General features: G+C 65.9%; 19 protein-coding genes. 11 read left to right on the forward strand and 8 right to left on the reverse strand.

The genetic code is table 11. The features are described 5' to 3' along the window. Positions 1-62: 62 nt before the first annotated feature. The gene (gene serB, locus A6A05_RS11275) at positions 63-956 is read left to right on the forward strand and encodes a phosphoserine phosphatase SerB (protein WP_068500755.1); all 894 of its coding nucleotides are present in this window, start codon (positions 63-65) and stop codon (positions 954-956) included. Positions 957-1,013: 57 nt separating this feature from the next. Then, the gene (locus tag A6A05_RS11280; RefSeq protein WP_068500758.1) at positions 1,014-1,592 is read left to right on the forward strand and encodes an ANTAR domain-containing response regulator; all 579 of its coding nucleotides are present in this window, start codon (positions 1,014-1,016) and stop codon (positions 1,590-1,592) included. Here the strand turns inward: A6A05_RS11280 and A6A05_RS11285 are convergent. Then, positions 1,589-2,182 (reverse strand): hypothetical protein, encoded by a 594-nt coding sequence (locus A6A05_RS11285; RefSeq protein WP_068500761.1) that lies wholly within the window; start codon positions 2,180-2,182, stop codon positions 1,589-1,591. The two genes, A6A05_RS11280 and A6A05_RS11285, sit on opposite strands and share 4 nt — an antisense overlap. A 376-nt stretch (positions 2,183-2,558) precedes the next feature. Between A6A05_RS11285 and A6A05_RS11290 the strand changes: the two genes are divergently transcribed. The 8 genes from A6A05_RS11290 to A6A05_RS11325 all read left to right on the forward strand — a co-directional run bounded on the left by A6A05_RS11290 (position 2,559) and on the right by A6A05_RS11325 (position 14,996). Next, entirely contained in the window at positions 2,559-3,953 is a 1,395-nt protein-coding gene (locus A6A05_RS11290) for a CmpA/NrtA family ABC transporter substrate-binding protein (RefSeq protein WP_068500764.1), read from the forward strand. A 75-nt stretch (positions 3,954-4,028) separates the two neighbouring features. Further along, a complete protein-coding gene (locus tag A6A05_RS11295) occupies positions 4,029-5,114 on the forward strand; it encodes an ABC transporter permease (protein WP_082910893.1) in 1,086 nt (361 codons plus the stop codon). A 16-nt stretch (positions 5,115-5,130) separates the two neighbouring features. Further along, on the forward strand, positions 5,131-6,789 hold the full coding sequence (locus A6A05_RS11300) for an ABC transporter ATP-binding protein (protein ID WP_068500766.1): 1,659 nt from the start codon (positions 5,131-5,133) through the stop codon (positions 6,787-6,789). A gap of 16 nt (positions 6,790-6,805) precedes the next feature. Then, positions 6,806-7,978: a CmpA/NrtA family ABC transporter substrate-binding protein gene (locus tag A6A05_RS11305; protein WP_068500769.1), complete on the forward strand. Its 1,173-nt coding sequence runs from the start codon at positions 6,806-6,808 to the stop codon at positions 7,976-7,978. Then, entirely contained in the window at positions 7,978-10,428 is a 2,451-nt protein-coding gene (nirB, locus tag A6A05_RS11310; RefSeq protein ID WP_068500770.1) for a nitrite reductase large subunit NirB, read from the forward strand. Before A6A05_RS11305 ends, nirB begins: the two co-directional genes overlap by 1 nt. A gap of 5 nt (positions 10,429-10,433) precedes the next feature. Next, entirely contained in the window at positions 10,434-10,766 is a 333-nt protein-coding gene (nirD, locus tag A6A05_RS11315; protein ID WP_068500773.1) for a nitrite reductase small subunit NirD, read from the forward strand. Continuing rightward, positions 10,759-13,359 (forward strand): nitrate reductase, encoded by a 2,601-nt coding sequence (locus A6A05_RS11320; protein WP_068500775.1) that lies wholly within the window; start codon positions 10,759-10,761, stop codon positions 13,357-13,359. The genes nirD and A6A05_RS11320 overlap by 8 nt, the downstream gene beginning before the upstream one ends. Before the next feature lie 104 nt (positions 13,360-13,463). After that, complete coding sequence (locus A6A05_RS11325; RefSeq protein ID WP_172822266.1) at positions 13,464-14,996, forward strand: sensor domain-containing diguanylate cyclase; 1,533 nt, start codon at positions 13,464-13,466, stop codon at positions 14,994-14,996. A gap of 326 nt (positions 14,997-15,322) precedes the next feature. Here A6A05_RS11325 and A6A05_RS11330 read toward each other — a convergent pair whose 3' ends face one another. Beyond that, on the reverse strand, positions 15,323-15,538 hold the full coding sequence (locus A6A05_RS11330) for a ribbon-helix-helix domain-containing protein (protein ID WP_068500780.1): 216 nt from the start codon (positions 15,536-15,538) through the stop codon (positions 15,323-15,325). Between the two features lie 194 nt (positions 15,539-15,732). On the opposite strand from A6A05_RS11330, the gene A6A05_RS11335 reads away from it, so the two are divergent. Next, positions 15,733-16,164: a hypothetical protein gene (locus tag A6A05_RS11335; RefSeq protein WP_068500783.1), complete on the forward strand. Its 432-nt coding sequence runs from the start codon at positions 15,733-15,735 to the stop codon at positions 16,162-16,164. Between the two features lie 75 nt (positions 16,165-16,239). On the opposite strand, the gene A6A05_RS11340 is transcribed toward A6A05_RS11335, so the two are convergent. From A6A05_RS11340 to A6A05_RS11365, 6 genes are all read right to left on the reverse strand, one after another. Then, positions 16,240-16,473, reverse strand: coding sequence for a hypothetical protein (locus tag A6A05_RS11340; RefSeq protein WP_068500788.1), 234 nt, complete (start codon positions 16,471-16,473; stop codon positions 16,240-16,242). A 69-nt stretch (positions 16,474-16,542) separates the two neighbouring features. Further along, entirely contained in the window at positions 16,543-16,881 is a 339-nt protein-coding gene (locus tag A6A05_RS11345) for an STAS domain-containing protein (protein ID WP_068500790.1), read from the reverse strand. 4 nt (positions 16,882-16,885) lie between these two features. Then, positions 16,886-19,813 (reverse strand): SpoIIE family protein phosphatase, encoded by a 2,928-nt coding sequence (locus A6A05_RS11350; protein WP_068500793.1) that lies wholly within the window; start codon positions 19,811-19,813, stop codon positions 16,886-16,888. Next, on the reverse strand, positions 19,792-20,697 hold the full coding sequence (locus A6A05_RS11355) for a formyl transferase (RefSeq protein WP_068500796.1): 906 nt from the start codon (positions 20,695-20,697) through the stop codon (positions 19,792-19,794). Before A6A05_RS11355 ends, A6A05_RS11350 begins: the two co-directional genes overlap by 22 nt. Continuing rightward, positions 20,694-21,725, reverse strand: coding sequence for an ABC transporter substrate-binding protein (locus A6A05_RS11360; protein ID WP_082910883.1), 1,032 nt, complete (start codon positions 21,723-21,725; stop codon positions 20,694-20,696). The genes A6A05_RS11355 and A6A05_RS11360 overlap by 4 nt, the downstream gene beginning before the upstream one ends. After that, on the reverse strand, positions 21,722-23,818 hold the full coding sequence (locus A6A05_RS11365; protein ID WP_068500799.1) for an MFS transporter: 2,097 nt from the start codon (positions 23,816-23,818) through the stop codon (positions 21,722-21,724). The genes A6A05_RS11360 and A6A05_RS11365 overlap by 4 nt, the downstream gene beginning before the upstream one ends. Between the last annotated feature and the right edge of the window lie 7 nt (positions 23,819-23,825).

The following is a 23,825-nucleotide window of genomic DNA, read 5'->3' on the forward strand; positions in this document are numbered from 1 at the left end:
CGCCGCGCGCGGCACCTTAAAGCTTGTCCGCTTTCGCCGCTGCCCACGAAGGTCATGCTTCCATGGATCACATCCTTACCCTCATCGCCGGCACCCAGGCGGAGCCGCTTTCCGACAGCCTGATCGCCGACCTGCGCCGCCAGTTGCACGGGTTGGGCGCCGATGTCGGCCAACCCGACTGGCTGGCTCCGGGCCGGGCCGTCGATATCGCCTTCGGCCATCTGGCCGCCGAGCAGGCCGACGGCGCCGCCCGCAAGATTCTGGCCGGCAGCCCGGTCGACGTGGTGGCGCAAGGGACCGAGGGGCGCAAGAAGAAGCTGCTGGTGGCCGACATGGACGCCACCATGGTCCAGGGCGAGACCCTGGACGAACTGGCCGAATTCGCCGGCATCAAGGACCGCATCGCCGCCATCACCGCCCGGGCGATGAATGGCGAGCTGGGCTTCGAAGCGGCGCTGAAGGAACGGATCGGCCTGTTGTCGGAATTGAAGGAATCGGCGCTGGAAAAGTGCTGGGCCAAGGTCGAGCTGATGCCCGGCGCTCAAGCATTGGTGCGCACCATGAAAGCGGACGGGGCGGCCGCCGTGCTGGTGTCGGGCGGTTTCACCTTCTTCACCTCGCGGGTCCGGACCTTGTGCGGCTTCGACGAGGACCGCGCCAATCGCTTCATCTTCAAGAAGGGCAAGCTGGCCGGCGTGGAAGAGCCGATCCTGGGCCGCGAGGCCAAGCTGGCCACCCTGATCGGCAAGGCCGGCGAGATGCGCATCCCGCTGTCGGCCACCCTGGCGGTGGGCGATGGTGCCAACGACTTGGACATGATCAAGGCCGCCGGCCTGGGCGTCGCCTATCATGCCAAGCCGGTGGTGGCGGCCGAGGCCCGGGTGCGGATCGACCATGGCGACCTGACAGCGCTGTTGTTCGCGCAAGGTTGGCGTCGGGACGAGTTCGTTTCCTGATACGATCTGGCGTGGAGCTTGCATCGCATCCACCGATAGACAGGGTGCGGAGTGACGATGGGCCTGCGGGTCATCCTGGTTGACGACGAACGCGAACGGGCAGAATCCGTCCGCACCGCGCTGGATGCCAACGGCTTCCAGGTGGTGGCCGTCGTCGCCACCGGATCGGGGCTGGAAGCCCAGGTGCGCGCCCTGGCCGCCGACATCATCATCTGCGACATCGACGCCCCCGACCGCGACACTCTGGAGGATATGGGGCGGGTCAGCCTGGACCAGCACCGCCCGGTGATCATGTTCGCCCAGGACGGCAAGCCGGAAACCATCAAAGCGGCGATCGAGGCTGGCCTGGCCGCCTATGTGGTCGATGGCCTGAAGCCCGAGCGGGTCCGCCCGGTGGTCGATGTCGCCATCGCCCGCTTCGCCCAGTTCCAGGAATTGCGCGGCGAGTTGGACAAGGCCCGCGCCACCCTGGCCGAGCGCAAGCTGGTCGAGCGGGCCAAGGGCATCTTGATGAAGCGTCGCGGCATCGACGAGGAAGCCGCCTATGCCCAAATGCGTGGCATGGCGATGAACCAGAAGCTGCGCCTGATCGACATCGCCAACAAGATCATCGAGGCGGCGGAATTGCTGGGTTAGTTCTGCCGCCGGGCGATGTCGGCGGGATCGGCCGGATAGTCGGCCGAAACGGGCGGGCATTCGAAGGTGCTGGCCGGCTGCGCCCATGGCTGGTTGACGAAGACCTGCCAGCCCTTGGGGTTGGCACCGTATTGTTCCGGCCCGGCCGGGTTCTTGCACAAATCAACCGACACCGACTGCCCCGGCCCGATCGCCACCACCGCGCCGACCTTGAGCGTGCAGGTCGCCACCCAGGTCAGGTCGTTCCAGCTCAGGCAGATTTCGTAATCGTTGCGGTAGCTGCTGACCGCGCCCTTGGGCGGGTCGAACGACCACCACGAGCCCAGCCGGTTGGTCTGGCCGCTGGCATTGACCTTGGCAGGCCCGCTCCACAAACGATAGACCGGCAGGTCGCGGGTCAGGCGGACCACCTGGGCCTCGGATACCCCGCCCTGGCCGGGCGCCTTCTTGAACTGATCCAGCGGCACCGTGCCATAGGCCGGATCGGACGGAGCCAGCACCTCGATGGCCGAACGCCAGGGCGGGCCGGCATCGGGCGTGGCGCAGGCAGAGACCAACAACAGGATGGCAAGGGCGGTCAAGGCACGCATGATACACCTTATGGAATGTTTATTGTCGCAATAAGCCCGCAAAAAGAGTGTTTGTCCAGAGGGTATGAAATATGCCCAAAAAATAGTCCACACAAAACAAGCAGCCTAAAAAATAGACATTCGGCTAAAGTCGGCCTTCGCACATGCGGCAGAATTCCGCCAATCCCGGTTTGGCACGCTGTTTGCCTATAGGAAGGCGAGCGGCACCGCCTCAACGGCGAGGGGGTTGCCCAAGCAGATAGACGGCCCCTTGGGGCCCGAAGGGAACAACGGCGTTCCCGTGGATCGGTCAGGCCATATGGCCCGACCAGACCCGCGGGGACGCCGTTTTTTTGTGCTTTCGCCACACCGGACGACACGACGAAGGGTAACGGACATGACAGCCAAAGCAGCGTTTCTGAAGTGCAGCCGAAAGATCGGCCTGGGTCTGGCGGCCGCCGCCTTCCTGGTTCCGATGGTCGCCCAGGCCGGCCCGAAGCTGGAAAAGGACGAGTTGAAGCTGGGCTTCATCAAGCTCACCGACATGGCGCCCTTGGCCATCGCCAAGGAAAAGGGCTTCTTCGAGGATGAAGGCCTGTTCGTGACCCTCGAGCCGCAGGCCAACTGGAAGGTGCTGCTGGACCGGGTCATTTCCGGCGAACTGGACGGCGCCCATATGCTGGCCGGCCAACCGCTGGGCGCCACCATCGGCTTCGGCACCAAGGCCGACGTGGTCACCGCCTTCTCGATGGATCTGAACGGCAACGGCATCACCGTCTCCAACGACGTGTGGGCAGCGATGAAGCCGCATCTGCCCAAGGACAAGGACGGCAAGGTCGCCCACCCCATCAAGGCCGACGCCCTGAAGAAGGTGATCGACAAGCTGAAGTCCGAAGGCAAGTCCTTCAACATGGGCATGGTCTTCCCGGTCTCGACCCACAATTACGAACTGCGTTATTGGCTGGCCTCGGGCGGCATCCATCCCGGCTTCTACTCGCCGGAAAACATCACCGGCCAGATCGGCGCCGACGCGCTGCTGAGCGTGACGCCGCCGCCGCAGATGCCGGCCACCCTGGAAGCCGGCACCATCTCGGGCTATTCGGTCGGCGAGCCGTGGAACCAGCAGGCGGTGGCCAAGGGCATCGGCGTGCCGGTGATCACCGATTACGAGATCTGGAAGAACAACCCGGAAAAGGTGTTCGGCGTCACCAAGGACTGGGCCGCCAAGAACGCCAACACCCACGTCGCCCTGGTCAAGGCGCTGATCCGCGCCGGCAAGTGGCTGGACGAGAACAACAACGCCAACCGCGCCGAGGCGGTCAAGATTCTGGCCAAGCCGGAATATGTCGGCGCCGACCCGCAGGTGATCGCCAACTCGATGACCGGCACCTTCGAGTACGAGAAGGGCGACAAGCGCCCGGTGCCCGACTTCAACGTGTTCTTCCGCTACTACGCCACCTTTCCCTATTACTCGGATGCGGTGTGGTACCTGACCCAGATGCGCCGTTGGGGCCAGATCACCGAGGGCAAGCCGGATGCCTGGTATGCCGACATCGCCAAGAAGGTCTATCTGCCTGACGTCTACAACCAGGCCGCCAAGGCGCTGGTGGCCGAGGGCAAGGCCAAGGCCGACGAGTTCCCCGCCGCCACCGACGGCTATCGTCCGGCCACCGCCGACTTCATCGACGGCGTCGCCTATGACGGCAAGAAGCCCAACGCCTACCTGGAAAGCCTGGCCATCGGCCTGAAGGGTGGCCAGACCGTGACCGGCAACAAGGTCGCCGGCAAGTAAGCCCAACCCAAGCACCTCCCCCCGGGCTTCGGCCCGGGGGCGCCAAAGAAGAGCCCAGACATGAAGGACGCTCCCATGACCAGCATCAGCCAAACCGCCGGCCCCGCGCCCGCTCAGCCGACCAAGGTGCCGTTCACGCGCAGCCCCGCTTTCACCCGCGCCGCCCATATCCTGACGGTGGCCGGCCTGGGCTGGATCACGCCGCTGGTCCGCATCCTGGCCGGCGACAATCCGCGCCAGCAGATGGGCGAGCTGTGGCGCCAGTTGGGGGTGCCGCTGGCCGCCATCCTTTTGTTCCTTGTCGCCTGGGGGACCTTGGCGCCCAAGGTGCAGACCTCGCTGGGCGCGGTGCCCGGCCCGGCCCAGGTGTGGGAACAGGTGACGGTGCTGGCCAACGACCATGTCGCCGAGCGGGCCAAGGAAGCCGCCTTCTACGAACGCCAGGCCAAGCGCAACGCCGAGGCCAAGGCCGCCGATTCCTCGGCCGACACCAAGGTCCGCAAATATACCGGCAAGCCCACCTACATCGACCAGATCGCCACCAGCCTGAAGACGGTGTTCATGGGCTTCCTGCTGGCCTGCGTGTTCGCGGTGCCGCTGGGCGTGATGTGCGGCCTGTCCAAGACCGTCAGCGCCGCGCTGAACCCCTTGATCCAGCTGTTCAAGCCGGTGTCGCCGCTGGCCTGGCTGCCGATCGTGACCATGGTGGTCAGCGCCCTTTATGTCAGCGACGACCCGATGTTCGACAAGAGCTTCCTGAACTCGGCCATCACCGTGACCTTGTGCTCGCTGTGGCCGACCCTGATCAACACCGCCATCGGCGTCGCCTCGATCGACAAGGATCTGGTCAATGTCGGCCGCGTGCTGAACCTGTCGACCACCACCACCATCCGCAAGCTGGTGCTGCCTTCCGCGCTGCCCTTCATCTTCACCGGACTGCGCCTGTCCCTGGGCGTGGGCTGGATGGTGCTGATCGCCGCCGAGATGCTGGCGCAGAATCCCGGCCTGGGCAAGTTCGTGTGGGACGAGTTCCAGAACGGTTCGTCGCAGTCGCTGGCCAAGATCATGGTGGCGGTGCTGACCATCGGTCTGATCGGCTTCCTGCTCGACCGTCTGATGCAGGCGCTGCAGGTCACCTTCTCGTTCTCCGCCACCCGCTAAGATCGGAGCCCCCGCCATGGCCATCCTCGAACTGTCCGGCGTCTCGAAGTCCTACGGCCCGACCTCGGTGCTCAAGCATATCGACCTGGCCATCGAGGATGGCGAGTTCATCGCCATCGTCGGGTTCTCGGGCTCGGGCAAGACCACCCTGGTTTCGCTGATGGCCGGGCTGACCACGCCCGACCACGGCACCATCACCTTGCGTGGCAAGCCGGTGACCGGGCCGGGCGCCGATCGCGGCGTGGTGTTCCAGTCCTATTCGCTGATGCCGTGGCTGACGGTCGAGGGCAATGTCGCCCTGGCGGTCGACGCCACCATGAAGGGGGCATCCAAGGCCGAGCGGGCCGAGGCCCTGAAGAAGTACATCGCCATGGTCGGCCTGTCGCACGCCGTCGATCGCCGCCCGGCCGAGCTGTCGGGCGGCATGCGCCAGCGGGTGGCGGTGGCCCGCGCGCTGGCGATGCGCCCGGAAATCCTGTTGCTGGACGAGCCCTTGAGCGCGCTGGACGCCCTGACCCGCGCCAAGCTGCAAGACGAGATCGAGGCGATCTGGTCGGGCGACAAGAAGACGGTGGTGCTGATCACCAACGATGTCGATGAAGCCCTGCTGCTGGCCGACCGCATCATCCCGCTGAACCCCGGCCCGGGGGCGACCCTGGGGCCGGCCTTCAAGGTGACGCTGCCGCGTCCGCGCGACCGCGCCGCCATCAATCACGATCCAGAATTCAAGCGCCTGCGGGCCGAGATCACCGAATATCTGATGGGCGTCGGCCTTGAACGCAGCGCCGGGCTTGAAACCCGCGATCTGCCCAACGTCACCCCCATTACCCAGATGCCGCCCAAGGTCTATCAGCAGGCGGCGGCCCAGGTGAACAACCCCGACCGCTACCTGGAATTCTCGCAGCTCAAGAAGATCTATCCGACGCCCAAGGGGCCGCTGACCGTGGTCGATGGCTTCGACCTCAAGATGGCCAAGGGCGAGTTCATTTCGCTGATCGGCCATTCCGGCTGCGGCAAGTCCACCGTGCTGACCATGACCGCCGGCCTGACCGAGGTGTCGGAAGGCGGCATCATCCTCGATGGCCGCGAGGTCTCGGTGGCCGGTCCCGATCGCGCCGTGGTGTTCCAGGCCCCCAGCCTGTTCCCCTGGCTGACCGCCATCCAGAACGTGGCGCTGGGCGTCGATCGCGTCTATCCGCACGCCAGCACAGCCGAACGCTTCGACATCGTCGCCTATTACCTGGAACGGGTCGGTTTGGGCGATGCCATGAACAAGAAGGCGTCCGAACTGTCGAACGGCATGAAGCAGCGGGTCGGCATCGCCCGGGCCTTCGCCCTGTCGCCCAAGCTTTTGCTGCTGGACGAGCCGTTCGGCATGCTCGACAGCCTGACCCGCTGGGAATTGCAGGAAGTGTTGATGGAAGTGTGGGCCAGGACGCAAGTGACCGCCGTCTGCGTCACCCACGACGTCGACGAGGCGATCTTGCTGGCCGACCGCGTGGTGATGATGACCAACGGCCCCAACGCCCGCATCGGCAAGGTGCTGGACATCGACATCCCGCGGCCGCGCACCCGGCGTGCCCTGCTGGAACACCCTCGCTACTACGAATATCGCGAGCAGGTCCTAAGCTTCCTCGACGAATACGAACACGGCGCCCACGCCAAGGCCGGCTGAGGAAAGGGGAAACATCATGGCTGTCGAACGCAACCGTCTGAAGCTGGGCATCGTCCCCCTGATCGACTGCGCGCCGATCGTGGTCGCCAAGGAACGCGGCTTCTTCGCCGAAGCCGGCCTGGAGGTCGAGATCAGCCGCGAACCCAGTTGGGCCAACATCCGCGACAAGCTGGCGGTCGGCGCCCTGGACGGCGCCCAGATGCTGGCGACCATGCCGCTGTCGATGAGCCTGGGTCTGGGCGCCATCCGCGCCCCGGTCCTGGCGGTGGCCGGCCTGAATCTGGGCGGCAACACCATCGCCCTGTCGGCCGGCCTGGCCAAGCGGATGGAAGATCACGGCGGCTTCGACGGGCCTGCGCTGAAGCGGGTGATCGATGCCGACCAGGCCGCCGGGGTGCAACCGATGGCCTTTGCCATGGTCTATCCGTTCTCGACCCACCATTACGAACTGCGCTATTGGCTGGCCGCCGCCGGCATCGACCCCGACCGCCATATCCGCCTGACGGTGGTGCCGCCGCCGCAGATGGTCGGCCATCTGTCGGCCGGCAACATTTCCGGCTTCTGCGTGGGTGAACCCTGGGGCACCTTGGCCGCCGGCATGGAACTGGGCCGCGTCGTCGCCTCCAGCGACGACATCTTCGCCAACCGGATCGAAAAGGTGCTGGGCGTCACCCGCGCCTTCGCCGACGCCAATCCCGAGACCGTCACCGCCATGATCAAGGCGGTGGTGGCCGCCGCCCGGTGGTGCGACGACAACCCGTCCGAACTGGCGGAAATCCTGTCGCAGCCGGCCTATGTCAACGTGCCGCTGGATGTAGCCCGGCGCTCGCTGGAAGCGCCCAGCCGCCCGATCTTCCACGCCCATGCCGCCAACTTCCCATGGCGCAGCCAGGCCCTGTGGTTCCTGAGCCAGATGCAGCGCTGGAACCAATTGGGCTCAGGCGTCGATACCCGCCGCGTCGCCGAAGACGTCTACCGCCCCGACCTTTATCGACTGGCCGCCCTGGAACTGGGGCTGCCGGTGCCGCTGGTCGATCACAAGACCGAGGGCAGCCATGCCGGACCGTGGGTCCTGGACAAGGCCACCGCCCCCATCGCCATGGGCGCCGACACCTTCCTGGACGGTGCCCGCTTCGACCCCCTGGCCGCGCCGAAAGCTGACGCGCAGGCGCTGAAGGAGACCAAGTGATGAACGCTCAACCCCGCAGCCGACTGGTGGTCATCGGCAACGGCATGGCCGGCATGCGCACCGTCGAGGAGCTGCTGGCCATCGCCCCGGTGCGCTATGACATCACCGTGTTCGGCGCCGAGCCGCATCCCAACTACAACCGCATCATGCTGTCGTCGGTCCTGGCCGGCGAGAAGGGCGTCGACGACATCGTCATCAATCCCCGCCAGTGGTACGCCGACAACCAGATCACCCTTCATACCGGCGACCCGGTGGTGGCCATCGACCGCGCCGCCAAGACCGTGACCGCCGCCTCGGGCCTGGTGGTGGCCTATGACAAGCTGCTGATCGCCACCGGCTCGAAGCCGTTGATGCCGCCGCTGCCGGGCCTGGAACTGCCGGGCGTGGTCGCCTTCCGCGACATCCATGACGTTGATAAGATGCTGGCCGCCGCCAAGGCTGGCAGCCGCGCCGTGGTGATCGGCGGCGGCCTGCTGGGTCTGGAAGCGGCCTGGGGACTGAAGCGCCAGGGCATGCCGGTGGCGCTGGTCCATCTGATGCCGACCCTGATGGAGCGCCAGCTCGATGTCGAGGCTGGAAGCATGCTGCAGCGCGACCTGACCGATCGCGGCCTGCATTTCTTCACCTCGGGCCAGACCGAGGAAATCACCGGCACCACCCACGCCCAGGGCGTCAAGCTGGCCGACGGCCGCTTCGTGCCGGGCGAGTTGGTGGTGGTGGCCATCGGCATCCGCCCCAATGTCGATCTGGCCAAGGCCGCCGGCCTGGCCATCAATCGCGGCATCGAGGTCGGCGACGACATGGCGACCTCGGACGCCGACATCTACTCGGTCGGCGAATGCGTCGAACATAACGGCCAGGTGTTCGGCCTGGTGGCGCCTTTGTGGGAACAGGCCAAGGTCTGTGCCGCCCAATTGGCCGGCGATCGCGCCGCGTCCTATGTCACCCCGGCCCTGTCCACCCGGCTGAAGATCACCGGCATCGACGTCTTCTCGGCCGGCCAGCTGACCGCCCAAGACGAGGCCGATTCGGAAATCGTCTTCCGCGACGCCGCCAAGGGGGTCTATCGCAAGCTGGTGATCCGCGAGGACCGGCTGGTCGGCGCGGTGATGTATGGCGACGTCGCCGACGCCAATTGGTACTTCCAACTGCTGCGCCAGGAAAGCGATGTCGGGCCGCTGCGCGACCGGCTGATCTTCGGCCAGCAATTCGCCGATGCCTGCTGCGGCGGCGCCAAGGGGGCCATGGATGTCGCCGCCATGTCCGACGACACCCAGGTCTGCGGCTGCAACGGCGTCTCGAAGGGAACGATCGTCAAGGCCATCAATGCCAAGGGCCTGACCAGTCTGGACGAGGTCCGGGCCCACACCAAGGCATCGGCCTCGTGCGGGCAATGTTCCGGCGTGGTCCAGGCCATCCTGGCCCATGTCACCGGCGCCGACGCCGCAATCTCGGAAGCGATGTGCAAATGCACCGAGCACGGCCATGCCCACGTTCGCCAGGCCATCGTCGAGCAGGGTCTGAAGACGCAAGGTCAGGTCCGTCGGGCCTTGGGCTGGAAGACTGACGACGGCTGCGCCAAGTGCCGGCCGGCCCTGAATTATTACCTGCTGTGCGCCTGGCCGGGCGAGTATCTCGACGATGCCCGCTCGCGCTTCATCAACGAGCGGGTCCACGCCAACATCCAGAAGGACGGCACCTATTCGGTGGTGCCGCGCATGTGGGGCGGGCTGACCACGCCCGACGAATTGCGCGCCATCGCCGACGTCGCCGACAAGTTCAAGGTGCCGATGGTCAAGGTCACCGGCGGCCAGCGCATCGACCTGTTCGGCATCAAGAAGGAAGACCTGCCGGCGGTGTGGGGCGATCTCAACAAGGCCGGGCTGGTGTCGGGGCATGCCTATGCCAAGGGGCTGCGCACGGTCAAGACCTGCGTCGGCTCGGAATGGTGCCGCTTCGGCACCCAGGATTCGACCGGTCTGGGGGTCAAGCTGGAAAAGCTGCTGTGGGGAAGTTGGACCCCGCACAAGGTCAAGCTGGCGGTGTCGGGCTGCCCGCGCAATTGCGCCGAGGCGACCATCAAGGATTTCGGTATCGTCTGCGTCGATGCCGGCTATGACATCCTGATCGGCGGCAATGGCGGCATCGAGGTGCGGGTCACCGACCAATTCACCCGGGTCGCCACCGAGGACGAGGTCCTCGAGATCATCGCCGCCCTGATGCAGCTCTATCGGGAAGAGGGCTTCTATCTGGAACGCACCGCGCCGTGGGTCGAGCGGGTGGGGATGGCCCATATCAAGGCCCGGGTCCTGGACGACGGGGCGGGCCGCAAGGCCCTGGAAGCCCGCTTCCTGTTCTCGCAGCAATACGCGCAGATCGACCCGTGGGCCGAACGGGCCGAGGGCGGCATCGACGCCCACGAATTCCAACCCCTGGCCGTGGTGGAGTAAGAGCGATGGACTGGATCAATATCGGCACGCTGTCGGACATCCCGGCCCTGGGGGCCAGGACCGTCGAGACCAGCCTGGGCGAAGTGGCGGTGTTTCGCACCGCCACCGACGAGGTGTTCGCCCTGATCAACCGCTGCCCCCACAAGGGCGGTCCGCTGTCGGAGGGCATCGTCTCGGGGCGCAAGGTCGCCTGTCCGCTGCACAATTGGGTGATCGACCTGAACAGCGGCGCCGCCGACGCCCCCGACGAAGGCTGCACCACCACCGTTCCGGTCCGCCAGGATGGCGGCGCCATCTTCCTGGGCCTGGAAGCGGCCCGGAAGGTGGCCCATGGCTGACGGCGGGGTCAGGACCACCTGTCCCTATTGCGGCACCGGCTGCGGCCTGGTCGTCACCCCCGAGGCCGACGGCTGGAAGGTGGCGGGCGATCCCCAGCATCCGGCCAATTTCGGCCGGCTGTGCTCGAAGGGAACGGCCTTGGCCGACACCCTGGCCCCCGACAGCCGCCTGCTTCGGCCCGAAGTGGATGGCCGCGCCGTCGATTGGACCCATGCGACGGCGGAAGCCGCCGGGCGTATCCGCTCGGTGATCGAGTTGCACGGCCCCGATTCCTTCGCCTTCTATCTGTCCGGCCAGTTGCTGACCGAGGATTATTACGCCGCCAACAAGCTGGCCAAGGGGTTCTTAGGGACCGCCAATGTCGATACCAATTCGCGCCTGTGCATGGCGTCCACCGTCGCCGGCCATCGCCGCGCCTTCGGGTCCGACAGCGTGCCGCAATGCTATGACGATCTGGAACTGGCCGATCTGGTGGTGCTGGCCGGCTCGAACCTGGCCTGGTGCCATCCGGTGCTGTTCCAGCGCCTGAAGAAGGCACGGGAAGACCACGGGACGCGGGTGGTGGTGATCGACCCCCGCCGCACCGATTGCTGCGACATCGCCGACCTGCATCTGGCCCTCGCGCCCGGTTCCGACGTCGCCTTGTGGAATGGATTGCTGGCCCATTGCGAGGCGGCCGGCCTGATCGATTTCCCCTTCGTCGATGCCCACACCGAAGGCTTCACCGAGGCGCTGAGCGCCGCCCGCGCCGCCGATACCTGCCAGACCGGGCTGGCGCCCGCCGATATCGCCACCTTCTTCCAATGGTTCGCCGCCACCCCCAAGGTGGTCACAATCTTCAGCCAGGGCGTCAACCAGTCGGCTTCGGGGACCGACAAGGTCAATGCCATCTTGAACGTCCATCTGGCGACGGCCCGCATCGGCAAGCCGGGTTGTGGCCCGTTCTCGGTGACCGGCCAGCCCAACGCCATGGGCGGGCGCGAGGTCGGCGGCCTGGCCAACCAACTGGCCGCCCATATGGGCTTCGATCAGGCTTCGGTCGACCGGGTCGGCCGTTTCTGGAACGCCGCCCGCATGGCGTCGTCCGAGGGCTTGAAGGCGGTCGAGCTGTTCCGTGCCGTCGATGCCGGCAAGGTCAAGGCCATCTGGATCATGGGTACCAATCCGGCGGTCAGCCTGCCGGAAGCCGATCTGGTGCGCCGGGCCTTGGCCAAGTGCCCGGTGGTGATCGTGTCGGATTGTGTCGCCGATACCGACACCATGCGCTTCGCCCACATCAAGCTGCCGGCCCACGGCTGGGGCGAGAAGAACGGCACGGTGACCAATTCCGACCGCACCATCAGCCGCCAGCGTCCGTTCCTGTCCCCGGTGGGCGAGGCCCGGTCCGACTGGCAGGCGATTTCCGCCGTGGCGGGCCATCTGGGTTTCGGGTCCGCCTTCGCCTGGAAGGATTCCGCCGCCATCTTCGCCGAATATGCCCGCCTGACCGCCTTCGAGAATGGCGGCAGCCGTGACCTTGACCTGACCGATTGGATCGGCGGCGATTACGACGCGATGGTGCCGACCCAATGGGGCGGCAAGCGCATGTTCGCCGACGGCCGGTTCTTCACCGCCGATGGCAAGGCCCGACTGGTGGCGGTGACTGCCAGGCCCCCGCGTGAGATGCCCAATGTCGATTGGCCGCTTCGGCTGAATACCGGGCGTTACCGCGACCAATGGCACACCATGACCCGCACCGGCCTGTCGGCCCGGCTGTCCGGCCACCGCTCGGAGCCGTTGCTGGACATCAACCCCATTGACGTCGGCCGGCTGAACCTGTTGGACGGCGCCCTGGTCCGGGTGAAAAGCCGGCTGGGCGATTATGTCGCCCGCCTGCGCGCCACCACCGACCAGCGCCCGGGCGACGTGTTCCTGCCGATGCACTGGACCGACCGCTTCGCGGCGCGGGCCATCGTCGGCCGGCTGTTGGCCGGCCATGTCGATCCGGTGTCGGGCCAGCCTGAATCCAAGCATATGCCGGTCAAGATCGAGCCCTTCACCGCCGATTGGAGCGCGGTGCTGGTGGCCGCCGCCCCGCTCGACCTGCCCGATCTGCCGTGGTGGGTGCGCCACGCCGCCGACGGTGCCCAGATCACCGAGCTGGCCGGCGATTCCCCGGCCCAGGTCCAAGGGTTGGTCGCGGCTCTTGACGCCCGGTTCGGGCGGAATCGGCTGGAAGTGATGGATCCGGCCCGCGGCATCGCCCGCTATGCCTGGATGGACGGCGAACATCTGGCGGCGGCCCTGTTCGTCGGTCGCGACCGGCCCGACGTGGTGCGGGCCTGGGTGGCCCGCCTGGTCGGCCGCGCCGTCGCCTCGGCGTCGGAACGCGCCGCCGTGCTGGCCGGCAAGGCCCCGGCCGGGCAGACCGACCAGGGGGCGATCGTCTGTGCCTGCTTCTCGGTCGGACTGGCGACCATCGAGGCGGCGATCCGCGATCAGCATCTGACCGATGTCGCCCAGATCGGAGCCGCCTTGAAGGCCGGCACCGGCTGCGGCTCGTGCATTCCCGAACTGAAAGGCCTGTTGGCCCGCAAGGTCGCGGCGGAATAGTCGCCCCCCCAACCACCGTATGGTTGTTCGCCCGCCCACCCATGCCGAATTGACAGGTGTGGGGTGACACCCTAAACCACGTGATGCCGCTGGGGGGCGGGCTGATGAATCGTCCGACGTTGCATCGTTTCTATGGCTGGGTGTTGCTGGGCGCGCTGACCGCGGCGATCCTGGCGGTGTTTTCCTTCCTGGCCTGGAAGGATTTCGACGGCCGCATCACGGCAGCGGCGCGCCAGGGCCATGACACCACCTGGTTCCTGGCCCGCTCGGTATCCGAACGCTTTCGCCAATTCGACCGCGAACTGTCCGACCTGGTCGGCCGCATCGAGGCGGCGGGGCCGGCCAGCATGAAAAGTCCGGACGTGTGGGAACGCATGATCCACACCACCCAGTCGGTCGAGCATCTGCGGACCATCGGGCTGGTCGATCAGTCCGGCCGCCTCGTCAGTCATACCGACTATCGCGACCAATTGCCGTCCATCAAGGTGGCCGACCGCGCCTATTTCAAGTTCTTCGCCGAAGGCGGCGTCCAGCGTTCGCTGTTCATCTCGCCGCCCTTCACCACCCGGGTCTCGGCGGAAACGGCGCTGGCCCTGGTGCACGGCATTTATCGTTCCAATGGCGCCTTCGCCGGGCTGGTGGTGATGACCATTTCGCCCGACGCCTTCGACCTGCTGGGCGGCATGCCCAACCTGCCGTCCGGCAGCGCCATCGCCATCCATCGCCGCGACGGCATCAACCTTTTTCGCGTCCCGCCGCTGCCTGGCCAGCTTGGCCAGGACTTGTCGCGCACCGCCTTGTTCACCCAGTCCCTGCCGCAGGCGCCGTTCGGCGTCGCCTGGACCCGGCCGGAAGGCAGCATCGTCGACGACACCGAGCGGATGTTGGCCTATCGCTCGCTGGATGAATGGCCGCTGGTGGTGGTGGTCGGCGTCCTGCGTCGGGAAATCGTCGCCGGATGGCGGGCCGACTGGATGCGCAACGCCCTGCTGGTCGGCATCGCCCTGGTCGGCTTTTCGTGGCTGGCGGTGGTGGTGCAGCGCCAGATTACCGGCCGGCTCGAAGTGGAACTGGCCCTGACGCAGACGGAAATCGGCCACCGTCTGAAGATCGAAGAGGAATTGCGGGTGTGGGCGACCACCGATTCCTTGACCGGAATCGCCAATCGCCGCCATTTCCTGGATATTGCCGATCGCGAGATCCAGCGAACCCGGCGCTATGGGCGGCCCTTGTCGGTGCTGATCATGGATGCCGACCACTTCAAGTCCATCAATGATCGCTACGGTCACGCCGTCGGTGACGAGGCCCTGAAGGCCATCGCCCGGGTGGCGGCGACCTGCCTGCGCGACGCCGACCTGCTGGGGCGCCTGGGCGGCGAGGAATTCGGCGTGCTGCTGCCCGAGACCGACCCTGTGGGGGCGCGCGAATTGGCGGAGCGCCTGCGCGCGGCCGTCGCCGAAATCGACCTGACGGTCCCAGGCGGCTCGGTCCGGCCGACCATCAGTATTGGCGGCGCCGACCTGTCGGCCGAGGGCGAGGGGATCGATTCCGTGCTGGCCCGCGCCGACCAAGCCCTCTACCGCGCCAAGGAGCGCGGGCGCAATTGCGTCGAGCTGGTGGCCCCCGCCGCTGTTTGATCCAGCTTCTGATCTATGTCAAGGCAAGCGCTTGCCGATCAGCTTATGGTGGCGGTCCGTACAAAGTACCTTCGAGGGGGAGGAACGTATGGTTCTCGATACTGAAGCTTACATCGCTCTGGGATTCCTGGTTGCCACGATCGTGGTGACGGCCGGCCTGCTGGTGTTCGTGGTTGGCCGCATGAACCGCTGATCGGCGCCGCGCCAATAGATTTGCTCTCGTTTGCCGCCGCCAGGGTACCCCTGGCGGTTGGCCGGGTGTCGAGCTTCCATTGTGAAGCCCGGCGCTTTGGTGTGTCTGGAGTTCCGGACACGGTGTTCGACGGCTAATCCTTCCCGGCTTCGTTCCGCAGATGCTCGAGGACGAAGACCCGAAGCGCCGACGACAGGTTGCCGGCCCGGTCGCTGTCGATTTCCGCCGCCATCTGGTTGATCGACTGACCGCGAAGGGCGGCGATCCGCTTCAGTTCAACCCAGAACTCCTCCTCCAGCGTGACGCTGGTCGAATGGCCGGCGACGACCAGCGATCGCTTCTTCAGCATGAGCAGGGGAACTCCCTTGTTTTCAAACGGTTATTTCACCGAACGGTAACCGTTGCGGGCTTGCGAGTCCAGGCCGGGCCAGCCATACATCCAAGGTGACTAAGCGTTCTACCTGATTGCCGTCAGGGACGAAAATTCTTAAACTCGCCTGCGGTTGGGGTGGGCGAAAAAGTGCTCTCGCAGGGGAGGATCTCATGTCGTTCGCAGCCATTCCCGTCCGCCTTTCCCTCGAGGAAAGCAGCGCCGTCGCCCTGCTGGAAGCCGCCGAGGAATTGTCCACCGCACACGATGCGGAACGCTTTGTCGCCGCCTTGGACACCAATCATCGGGTGTGGATGGCGCTGTCGGATGTCGCCCGGCGGTCGGCCTGGAAGGTGTTCGAACGCAGGCTGGCCGATTTCGTGATGACCACCACCTGCAAGGCCGGCAAGGGCGTGCGCGACGACGACGTGGAAACGCTGATCGGGATCAACCGTGACCTTTCGTCGCGCTTGGCCAACGGGCGTGATCTCGGTGCGATCCGGCTCCGCGCCCATTTGGCCTGGCAAGAGGGCGGCAAGGGTCGCGGATTGTCGCTGGATCGCTGGCTGATCGCCGAGATGGAACGCAAGGCGCAGGCGCACTAATGCCGGTGGCCCTGCTTAATCGCCGCTCGGGCTTGTCGCGGATTTTGTACTGATCCGGTCAGCTCGAAATCCGCCTTAGACGTCGCGCTCGGGATCGATGTCGTGGGCGCGCTTGCCGTATTTGTCGGTGAAGGACGCCCCGGTGGCGATCTCGACATGGTCTCGGTGATATTTCGACACCTGATGCAGCATGCGATGTTGCGCCTCGAACAGGTGTTTCCACATCTCCAGGCTTTGACGGGAGGCCGTGGTCCACGCCTGGAACCATGCCGCCTGGAACGCGTTCAAGTCCTTCATTGGATCTGGCATGGCTTTCCTCCCGCTATATTGGGTCGGACCATTGTATCAGAGGATACCGGCCCCGACCAGCCCGCCCCCCTAGGCCGGGGGCATGGCGGCGACGGCGGTCGCGCGGTCGGGATGAATCTGCAAGATCTTGGCGAAGCCCGAGACATCGAAGATTTCGCGGATATGCGGCTTCATCGAGCACAGGGCGAACTTGCGCGGTGCGCGGGTCATCTTGGCGCCCACCAGCACGACGCGCAGGCCGGCGCTGGAAATGTAATCCATTTCGGCGAAATCGATCAGGATGCGCGGTGCGCCGGAATTGACCACCGCCACCACCTTGGCTTCGAAGGCCTTGGCCGTGGCGCTGTCGACACGGGCGATGGGAACCAGCACCGTCAGGCCTTCGCTCACTTCTTCCCTGATTTCCATAATCTCAACTCTCCTGTTCCGCGGTACCCTTCCACAGGGTCACGACGTTGCGCCCGTCTTCGCGGCGATACTCGGTTTTATCCATAAACTCCTTCACCAGGAAGACCCCCAGCCCGCCGATCGGGCGGTCGTCCACCTCCAGGGCCAGGTCCGGCTCGGGGGCTTCGGTGAAGGGATTGTATTCAGCCCCGTCATCGATGATTTCGGTCATCAGCGTCCCGTTGACTAGCACGAACCGGACATGAATGTCGTGATGCTGATCATCTGAATACCCATAGGATATGATATTGGTGATCAGTTCATCCAGGCAAAGATTCAGGTTGAAGGCGATCCGTTCGGGCATCCCGTGCCGCTCGACGAAGGAATCGACCAGCCCGGCCAGGCGTTCCAACTCGGCCAGATCGTTGCTGATGGCCACCTTCAAGACATTGTGATCGTGGTGTTGCAGGGGCGTCGCGGCAACAGGTGCCGGGGCCGGGGCCGGGGCCGGGGCGGGCGGCGGCGGCGCGGCCGCGACGATCTTCGGCTTGTTGATGATGCGGATGGCCGGCTTGGCCGCGGGTTGGGGCGCCGGCTCGGGCTTCTTGATGGCGACCGTTACCGGGGGTTTGGGTTTGGCCACGATCGTCGGCCGGATCACCTTCACCGCCGGGGCGGCTGCGGCGGCCGGCTGCGAAGCCGGGGGCGGGGCCGGAGTGGGCGCGGGGGGCGGCGCGACGGGCGGCGGGGCGGCATCCATATTCATGACCTCGACCGACGGGGTGGCCTTGAATCCTGTCAGCATCAACCGGCGATCCGGTTCATCGAACGCTTCCAGGTCGGTGCTGACCCGATCGAAGCTCAAGGACAGCATGGTGATATCGTCGAATTGCGGCGCTTCGCCGACGAAGGCTTCGACCGCGCGGTGCACCTCGGCGATGATGTCCTGCGGGGCATATCCCCCCAGGGTTCCCAGCTTCTCGATCAGGCGAGGTTCGTCGTAAAGGGCCGAGACGACGTCCTGGGCTTCGGTGACGCCATCGGTATAAAGCAAGATGGTGTCGCCGGGGTTCAATTGGAAGGTACCGGTTTCGTAATCCAGCCCTTCCATCACGCCCAAGGCGACGCCCGAGACATCGCGGATGGCATCGACCTCGCCGCTGGTGCGCAGGATCAAGGACGGCGGATGGCCGGCATTGCAATAGGCCACCTGGCCGTCACGGGTGTCGAGCACCGCATAGAAGCAGGTGGCGAACAAGGTGTGCGGGTTGTCGGCCGACAACATGGTGTTGACGAAGGCCAGGCACTCGCCGGGGCTGGACGACAACGGCGCCACCGCCTTGATCAGCGAGCGCGCGATCGAGATGAACATCGCCGCCGGGACGCCTTTGCCCGAGGCGTCGCCGATGACGAAGCCCAAATGATAGCGGTCGATCAGGAAGAAATCGTAGAAGTCGCCGCCGACCTCCTTGGCCGGGACCATGCCGGCATGAATGCGGAACTCGTCGCGGTCGGGGAAGGGCGGGAACACCTGGGGCAGCGACGACAATTGCAGTTCGCGGGCGAAATCCAGTTCCTGGCGCAGCGCGTCCAACTGTTCGCGGGTCCGCAAGGCTTCGCGCAGCACTTCGGCCTCGCGGGTCCGTTGGGTGATCAGTTCTTGCAACGACAAATGCTGTTCGCGGATGCGGTCCGACATGGTCTGGAAGGCCACGCCCAGCACTTCCAGTTCGCCCTTGCCGGAATCGGTGTCGCCGGATTCTTCGGGGCCGCGCTCGGCCATGGCCTCGATCTGCTTGAGGTCGGCCAGCACGGCGGCGCGGGCCTCTTCCTCCAGCATTTCGCTCATCTTCAGCATCTGCAGGCGGATATACAGTTCCTGGCGGCGGCGCTGACGTTCGCGGCGCTGCTGCATCAGTTCCAGCTTGACGACATTGTCGCGGAACACGCCGACGGTGCCGGCGATGCGGCCGATCTCGTCCTGGTCGTTCTTGACCTCAAGCGTGACCGAGGTGTCGCCGCGCGACAGCGCGTTCAGCACGGCGATGGCCTCGTCCAGCGGGTGGAAGGAACGGCGCAGATAGACGGTGAACAGCGCCAGCAGCACCACCAGGAAGCCGCCGACCGAGCCGATGGCGATCTGGCGGATCTGGCGCTGGCGGGTTTGGGTGGCGGTGACGTCGCGGGCGGTGACCAGGGCGCCGATCACCCGGGATGCGCCGTCATAGACCGGCAATACGGCGACCGAATAGAAGATTTCGCCCTGCTGCCAGGTTTCCAGCCGTGATTTACGGACGGAAATCTTGCCTTCGAAGATTTTCCAGATGGAATCGTCGGTCCCCAGTGACAATTGGCCGATACGGTCGACCAGGAAGATTTCAGAGCCGGTCGAAATCTTGAATTCGGCCAGGGGCGGTTGCATGTCGGCGGCCAGCACGGCGACGCCGATCACCTCGCCCTTGTGCTCGATCGGGAAGGCCAGGGTGGCTGTGAAGGTGCGCGACGCGTCTTGCAGCACACCGCGCACCGATTTGTTGGAATCGACGATGGTCCGGACGGTGCCGGCATCGACCGTCGGCGGTTCCAGCAGCGAACCGCGCGAATTGTACAAAAGCTCGCCGTCGCGGTTCATCACTTCGAAGCGGCTGACCTGGCCGCGGGCCCGCATGCCGTCGGCGATCGGCACCGCCAGGGCCAGGATTTGCGTGGGGTCGCGCTTTTCCACCGCCTGGACCAGGGATTCGTCGGTGGCGACGGCGCGGGCATCGGTTTCCAGCCGCTGCACGGTGTTTTCCACCAGCTTGCGCCAGAAGATGTCCTGTCCGTTCAGCGTCGCCTGGGCATAGCGTTCGTCGGCCAGTTCCTCGCTCTTGATGGCGGCGAAGGTCAGGCCGGCCACCAGCAGCGAAAAGCTGACCGTGACGATCAGGGTTACGCGTGTCCGCAGCAGCATGACGCCCCCACTCCTTTGGCCGCGGTATGGGCGAGATGGTCGATGCGGGCGTGCAGCGCCTCGGGGACGAAGCTGCGCAGCTCCTCTAGGTAGTCCGCAGGATCGTAGATACGAAAGCCCTTGGCGGCGAAGTCCTTGAACGAGTCGGCGCCCGGCAGCGACCCATAGACCCGCTGGCTGCGATCCTGCTCGGTCAGGGCCGGCTGGCGCCCCTCACGCAGGCCATCCAGCACCTGGAAGAACAGCTCGAGGCCGGGTCGGTAGGTCTGGGTCACATGCCACAACAACGAACGCGCCGGATTGATGTCGATCCAGCCGATGCCGGCGATCGGGCCGGTGTCGATGCCGCGATCGACCTGGTGCAAGGTGCAGCCGATGCGCTTGCCCCCTTCCAACATGCAGCGGAACGGCGCGAACAGTCCGGCATAGCGCGGAAGCGCGCCGGGGTGGACGTTATAGGTGCCGAGCGGTGGGATTTCGAAGATGTTCGGCTTGAAGATCAACGAGAACCGCGCCGACAAGATGATGTCGGGGGCGAAGGCGCGCACCAGCGACTCGCCGTCCTCGCCGTTGATATCGGCGACCACCTGGATCGGGATTCCGTAGCGCCGGGCCAGTCCGTCGAAGGTGGCGTGGTGGCACGTATCGTCACCGGTGGCGTCGATCAGCGGGAAGATGGTGTCGATCGGCAGGTCGCGTTCGAGGAACTTGATCTCGGCCAGCTCGGGAACGGCGTTCTCGACCGGGCGGGTCTTGTCGGACAGCAGCACCATCACCTGGTCGCCGACCAGATGCGACAGGACCTGGTTCAGCACCATGGCCCCGGCCAAGTCGCGTTTGGTGCACACCAGGATGCGCAATGCCTTCTTGGGCGGCGCGGTCATGGCTTGCCCCCCGGCCCGTCGATCACCTCGGCCAGGCTCAGCAGGTTCATCGGCGGATAGACCCCCAGCGCCCGCACCACCGGCATGTTCAAGATGATCGACAGCCGCTTGGGCGCGTCGATGGCGATGTCCTGGGGCGGCTTGTTGTGAACCAGGATCTGCTCGGCCTTGTAGGCGGTCAGCTGGCCGACGGTGTAATAGCGATAGACCCCGCCGATCAGCGCCTTCGAGGTCACCACCGGATTCTCGGCCGCCGCGAAGGTCGGCAATTGCTGGTCCAGCGCCGCCTGGGTCAGGATGTCGCGGTTGACGTTCAAGAAGGTGTCCGGCGGGATGTACAGGAACCCCACGCCGGATTCCTTCAGGCTGGCGACCTTGCCGGGGATGCTGGCCGCCACCGGCTTGCCCTCGACCACATCGACCGGGGCGACGATGACCTCGAAATCCTGGGCGGTGCCCAGCTCGCGCAATTCGTCGATCGCCACCAGCGAGTTGCGCTCCAGCGGGTTGTAGACCATGCCCAGGCGCTTGACCGGCAGGTACGACCTGAGCAGGTTCACCTGGGTTTCCATCGGCACCAGGTACGAGGTGCCGGTGATGTTGCGGCCCGACGAAAGCAGGTTGGGCACCACCTTGGCGCCGACCGGCTGCGAGACGATGGCGAACACCGCCGGGATGTCGGTGATGTGCTTGGCCGGATCGACCTTGTCGAAGGTCCCCAGCATCTCCTGGGTGACGGTGGTGCCCCAGGTGAACACCAGGTCGACCTTCATCTCCTTTGCCTCGGCGACGAAGCCGGGCAACTTGCTCTTGTCCTGGGCGCAGTCGCGGATGATCAGCTCGACCGGGATGCCCTGGTTGGTGAAATAGTCCTTGAAGCCTTGCGCGGCCTCTTCCCAGCCACGGAACAGCGCCATGTAGATGCGGTAGGGCCGGGGCGGCTTGGCCGGCTGCGCGGCCAGCCCCGAAGGCCAGGCCGCCACGGCCCCCAATCCCCCCAGTCCGGCCAGAAAATCGCGGCGGATCATTCGCCATCCTCCTCGGCAACGAGATGCAGGCCGCTGCCGAAGGCGAACGAGCACACCACGAAGATCACCGACAACACCAGCACCACCCCGCCCAGCGCGACCACCGCCCCGGTCAGGCCCCAGATCGGAATGAAGGCCGCCGCTAAAACCGGCCCGACGATCGAGCCCAGGCGTTCCACGGTGCGGACCAGGGCCAGGACCCGGGTGCGCCCGAAGGTGTGGCATTCGATCCAGCACAGGTCGGGCACCAGCGCCAATTGCGGCGAGGCCGACAGGCCGTGCGACACCCCCAGGGCGATGATGGCCAGGGCGACCGCCATCGACGGTTCCAGGCCCAGTTGCGGCAGCGGCAGCAAAAGGCCCAGGCCGCCGATCAGGCCGCCGATGGCCACCAGCCCGGTACGCCAGCCGGTCAGGTCCGAGATCCGCGCCGACACCGCCGACAAGATGGCCATGATCAGCGGATACAAGACGATGGTCCGGCCGATCTCGGGCAGCGACATCTCGGCGCGCCACAAGATCACCGGAACCAGGAAGAACAAAAAGCCGGTCAAGGCCATCTTGGCCGGCACCGCCGCGAACAGCAAAAGCGCGGTGAAGCGCCAGTTGGCGAACAGGCTGAACAACGACTTGTCGCTGGCCGAGCCGTCGCCGTCGTCGGCGGCCTTACCGCCCTCGGCGCCGGGATCGAGCAGGCGGTGGACCAGCCAGCCGGAAATCGCCGCCAGCACCGCCGAAACGACGAAGGTGGCGTCGAAGCCGACCCGTTCGGCCAGCACGCCGCCCATGGCGGTGCCGCAGATCGACGCGGTCAGCACGGCGCCGACATAGATGCCCAGGCCCTGGGCCCGCTTGCCTTCCAAGGTGGCGCGCGAGATGTAGGTCTGGCAGGCGACGGTGACCAGGGCGTAACCCAGGCCCGAGACGATACGCAACACGATCAGCTGAACCACCGAATCGGCGAAGGCGGTCAGGAAATAGCCGCCCGCCGCCGGGATCAGACCGGTCAGGAACACCCGGCGAGTCCCCAGCCGGGCGATCACCGAGCCGGCCCAGGGCGAGGCCACGGTGATGCCGACCATGAACATGGTGATGGGCAGGGCCATCAGCATTTCCGTGGTGAACAGGCCGGTGCTCTGGCCGAATTCGCGGGCATAGAGCGGCATGAAGGCGCGGCCCATCTCTTCTGCGAAGACGAACAGGAACAGCGGCAGGCGGATGTCGGTGGCCAGGCGTTCGCGCAATACCGCCGGTCGGCCGGATTCGGCGAAGCGATAGAGGAACTTGACGCGGTCGGCGATCTCGGCCACCCGCTCGACCACGCTTTTGTCGAAATGGGCGGCACGCACCTCGTCGATATAGGCCATCAAGCTGCGGTACTGGTCGTCGGCGCGGCGGATGGTGGTCGATAAGGTGCGGACGAAATGTCCGACCTCGTCGCCCGACAGGCCCCCGGCCACATGCGAGAAATCGCCGCGCCGCGCGCGATCGACCACCAGTCCGACCAGCTTCATCGGGCCGGTGACGTTGAAGAACACCACGAACAGCAAGATCTCGAAGGCGACGATCAGCGAGGCCACCAAGACCACGGCGATGTCGTAGAAGATATCGGACAGCCGGCTGGCGATATAGCCCTGGTCGAAGCCGACATGGACGGCGGCGACCCGCTCGCCCTTCGACTGGACCGGCAGCGCCAGGTCCAGGAAGTCGCCGATGGTCAGGTTGGTGGCCTGCCCGGCCTCGCGGTAATGGGGTTCAAGGTCGGCCGACGGGGCGCCGGTGACGAACAGCACCCTTCCGTCGGGGGCCGAGATCGCCAGGTAGCGCAGTTCCGGATTGGCCATCAGCACCGGGCGGAAGAATTCATCGACCCCCACCAGATGGTCGATCGGAATCCCCAGCTCGACGGCGCGTTCGACCTGGGCGGTGATGTCGCGCCCGATGGCGGCGGCCTTCTTGTCCAGTTCCGGGACCATGCCGCGTTCGAACTCGCCCAGCGCGCGGAAGGTGATCATCGCCACCGGAGGCACCAGGATCAGGATCGCCAGGACGAACAGGCGGACCAGCAGGGGTCGTGAGCGGTCGAGTCTCATCGGGGCC

It is taken from the genome of Magnetospirillum moscoviense (assembly GCF_001650635.1).
In the GTDB taxonomy this organism is placed as follows: Bacteria; Pseudomonadota; Alphaproteobacteria; order Rhodospirillales; family Magnetospirillaceae; genus Magnetospirillum; species Magnetospirillum moscoviense.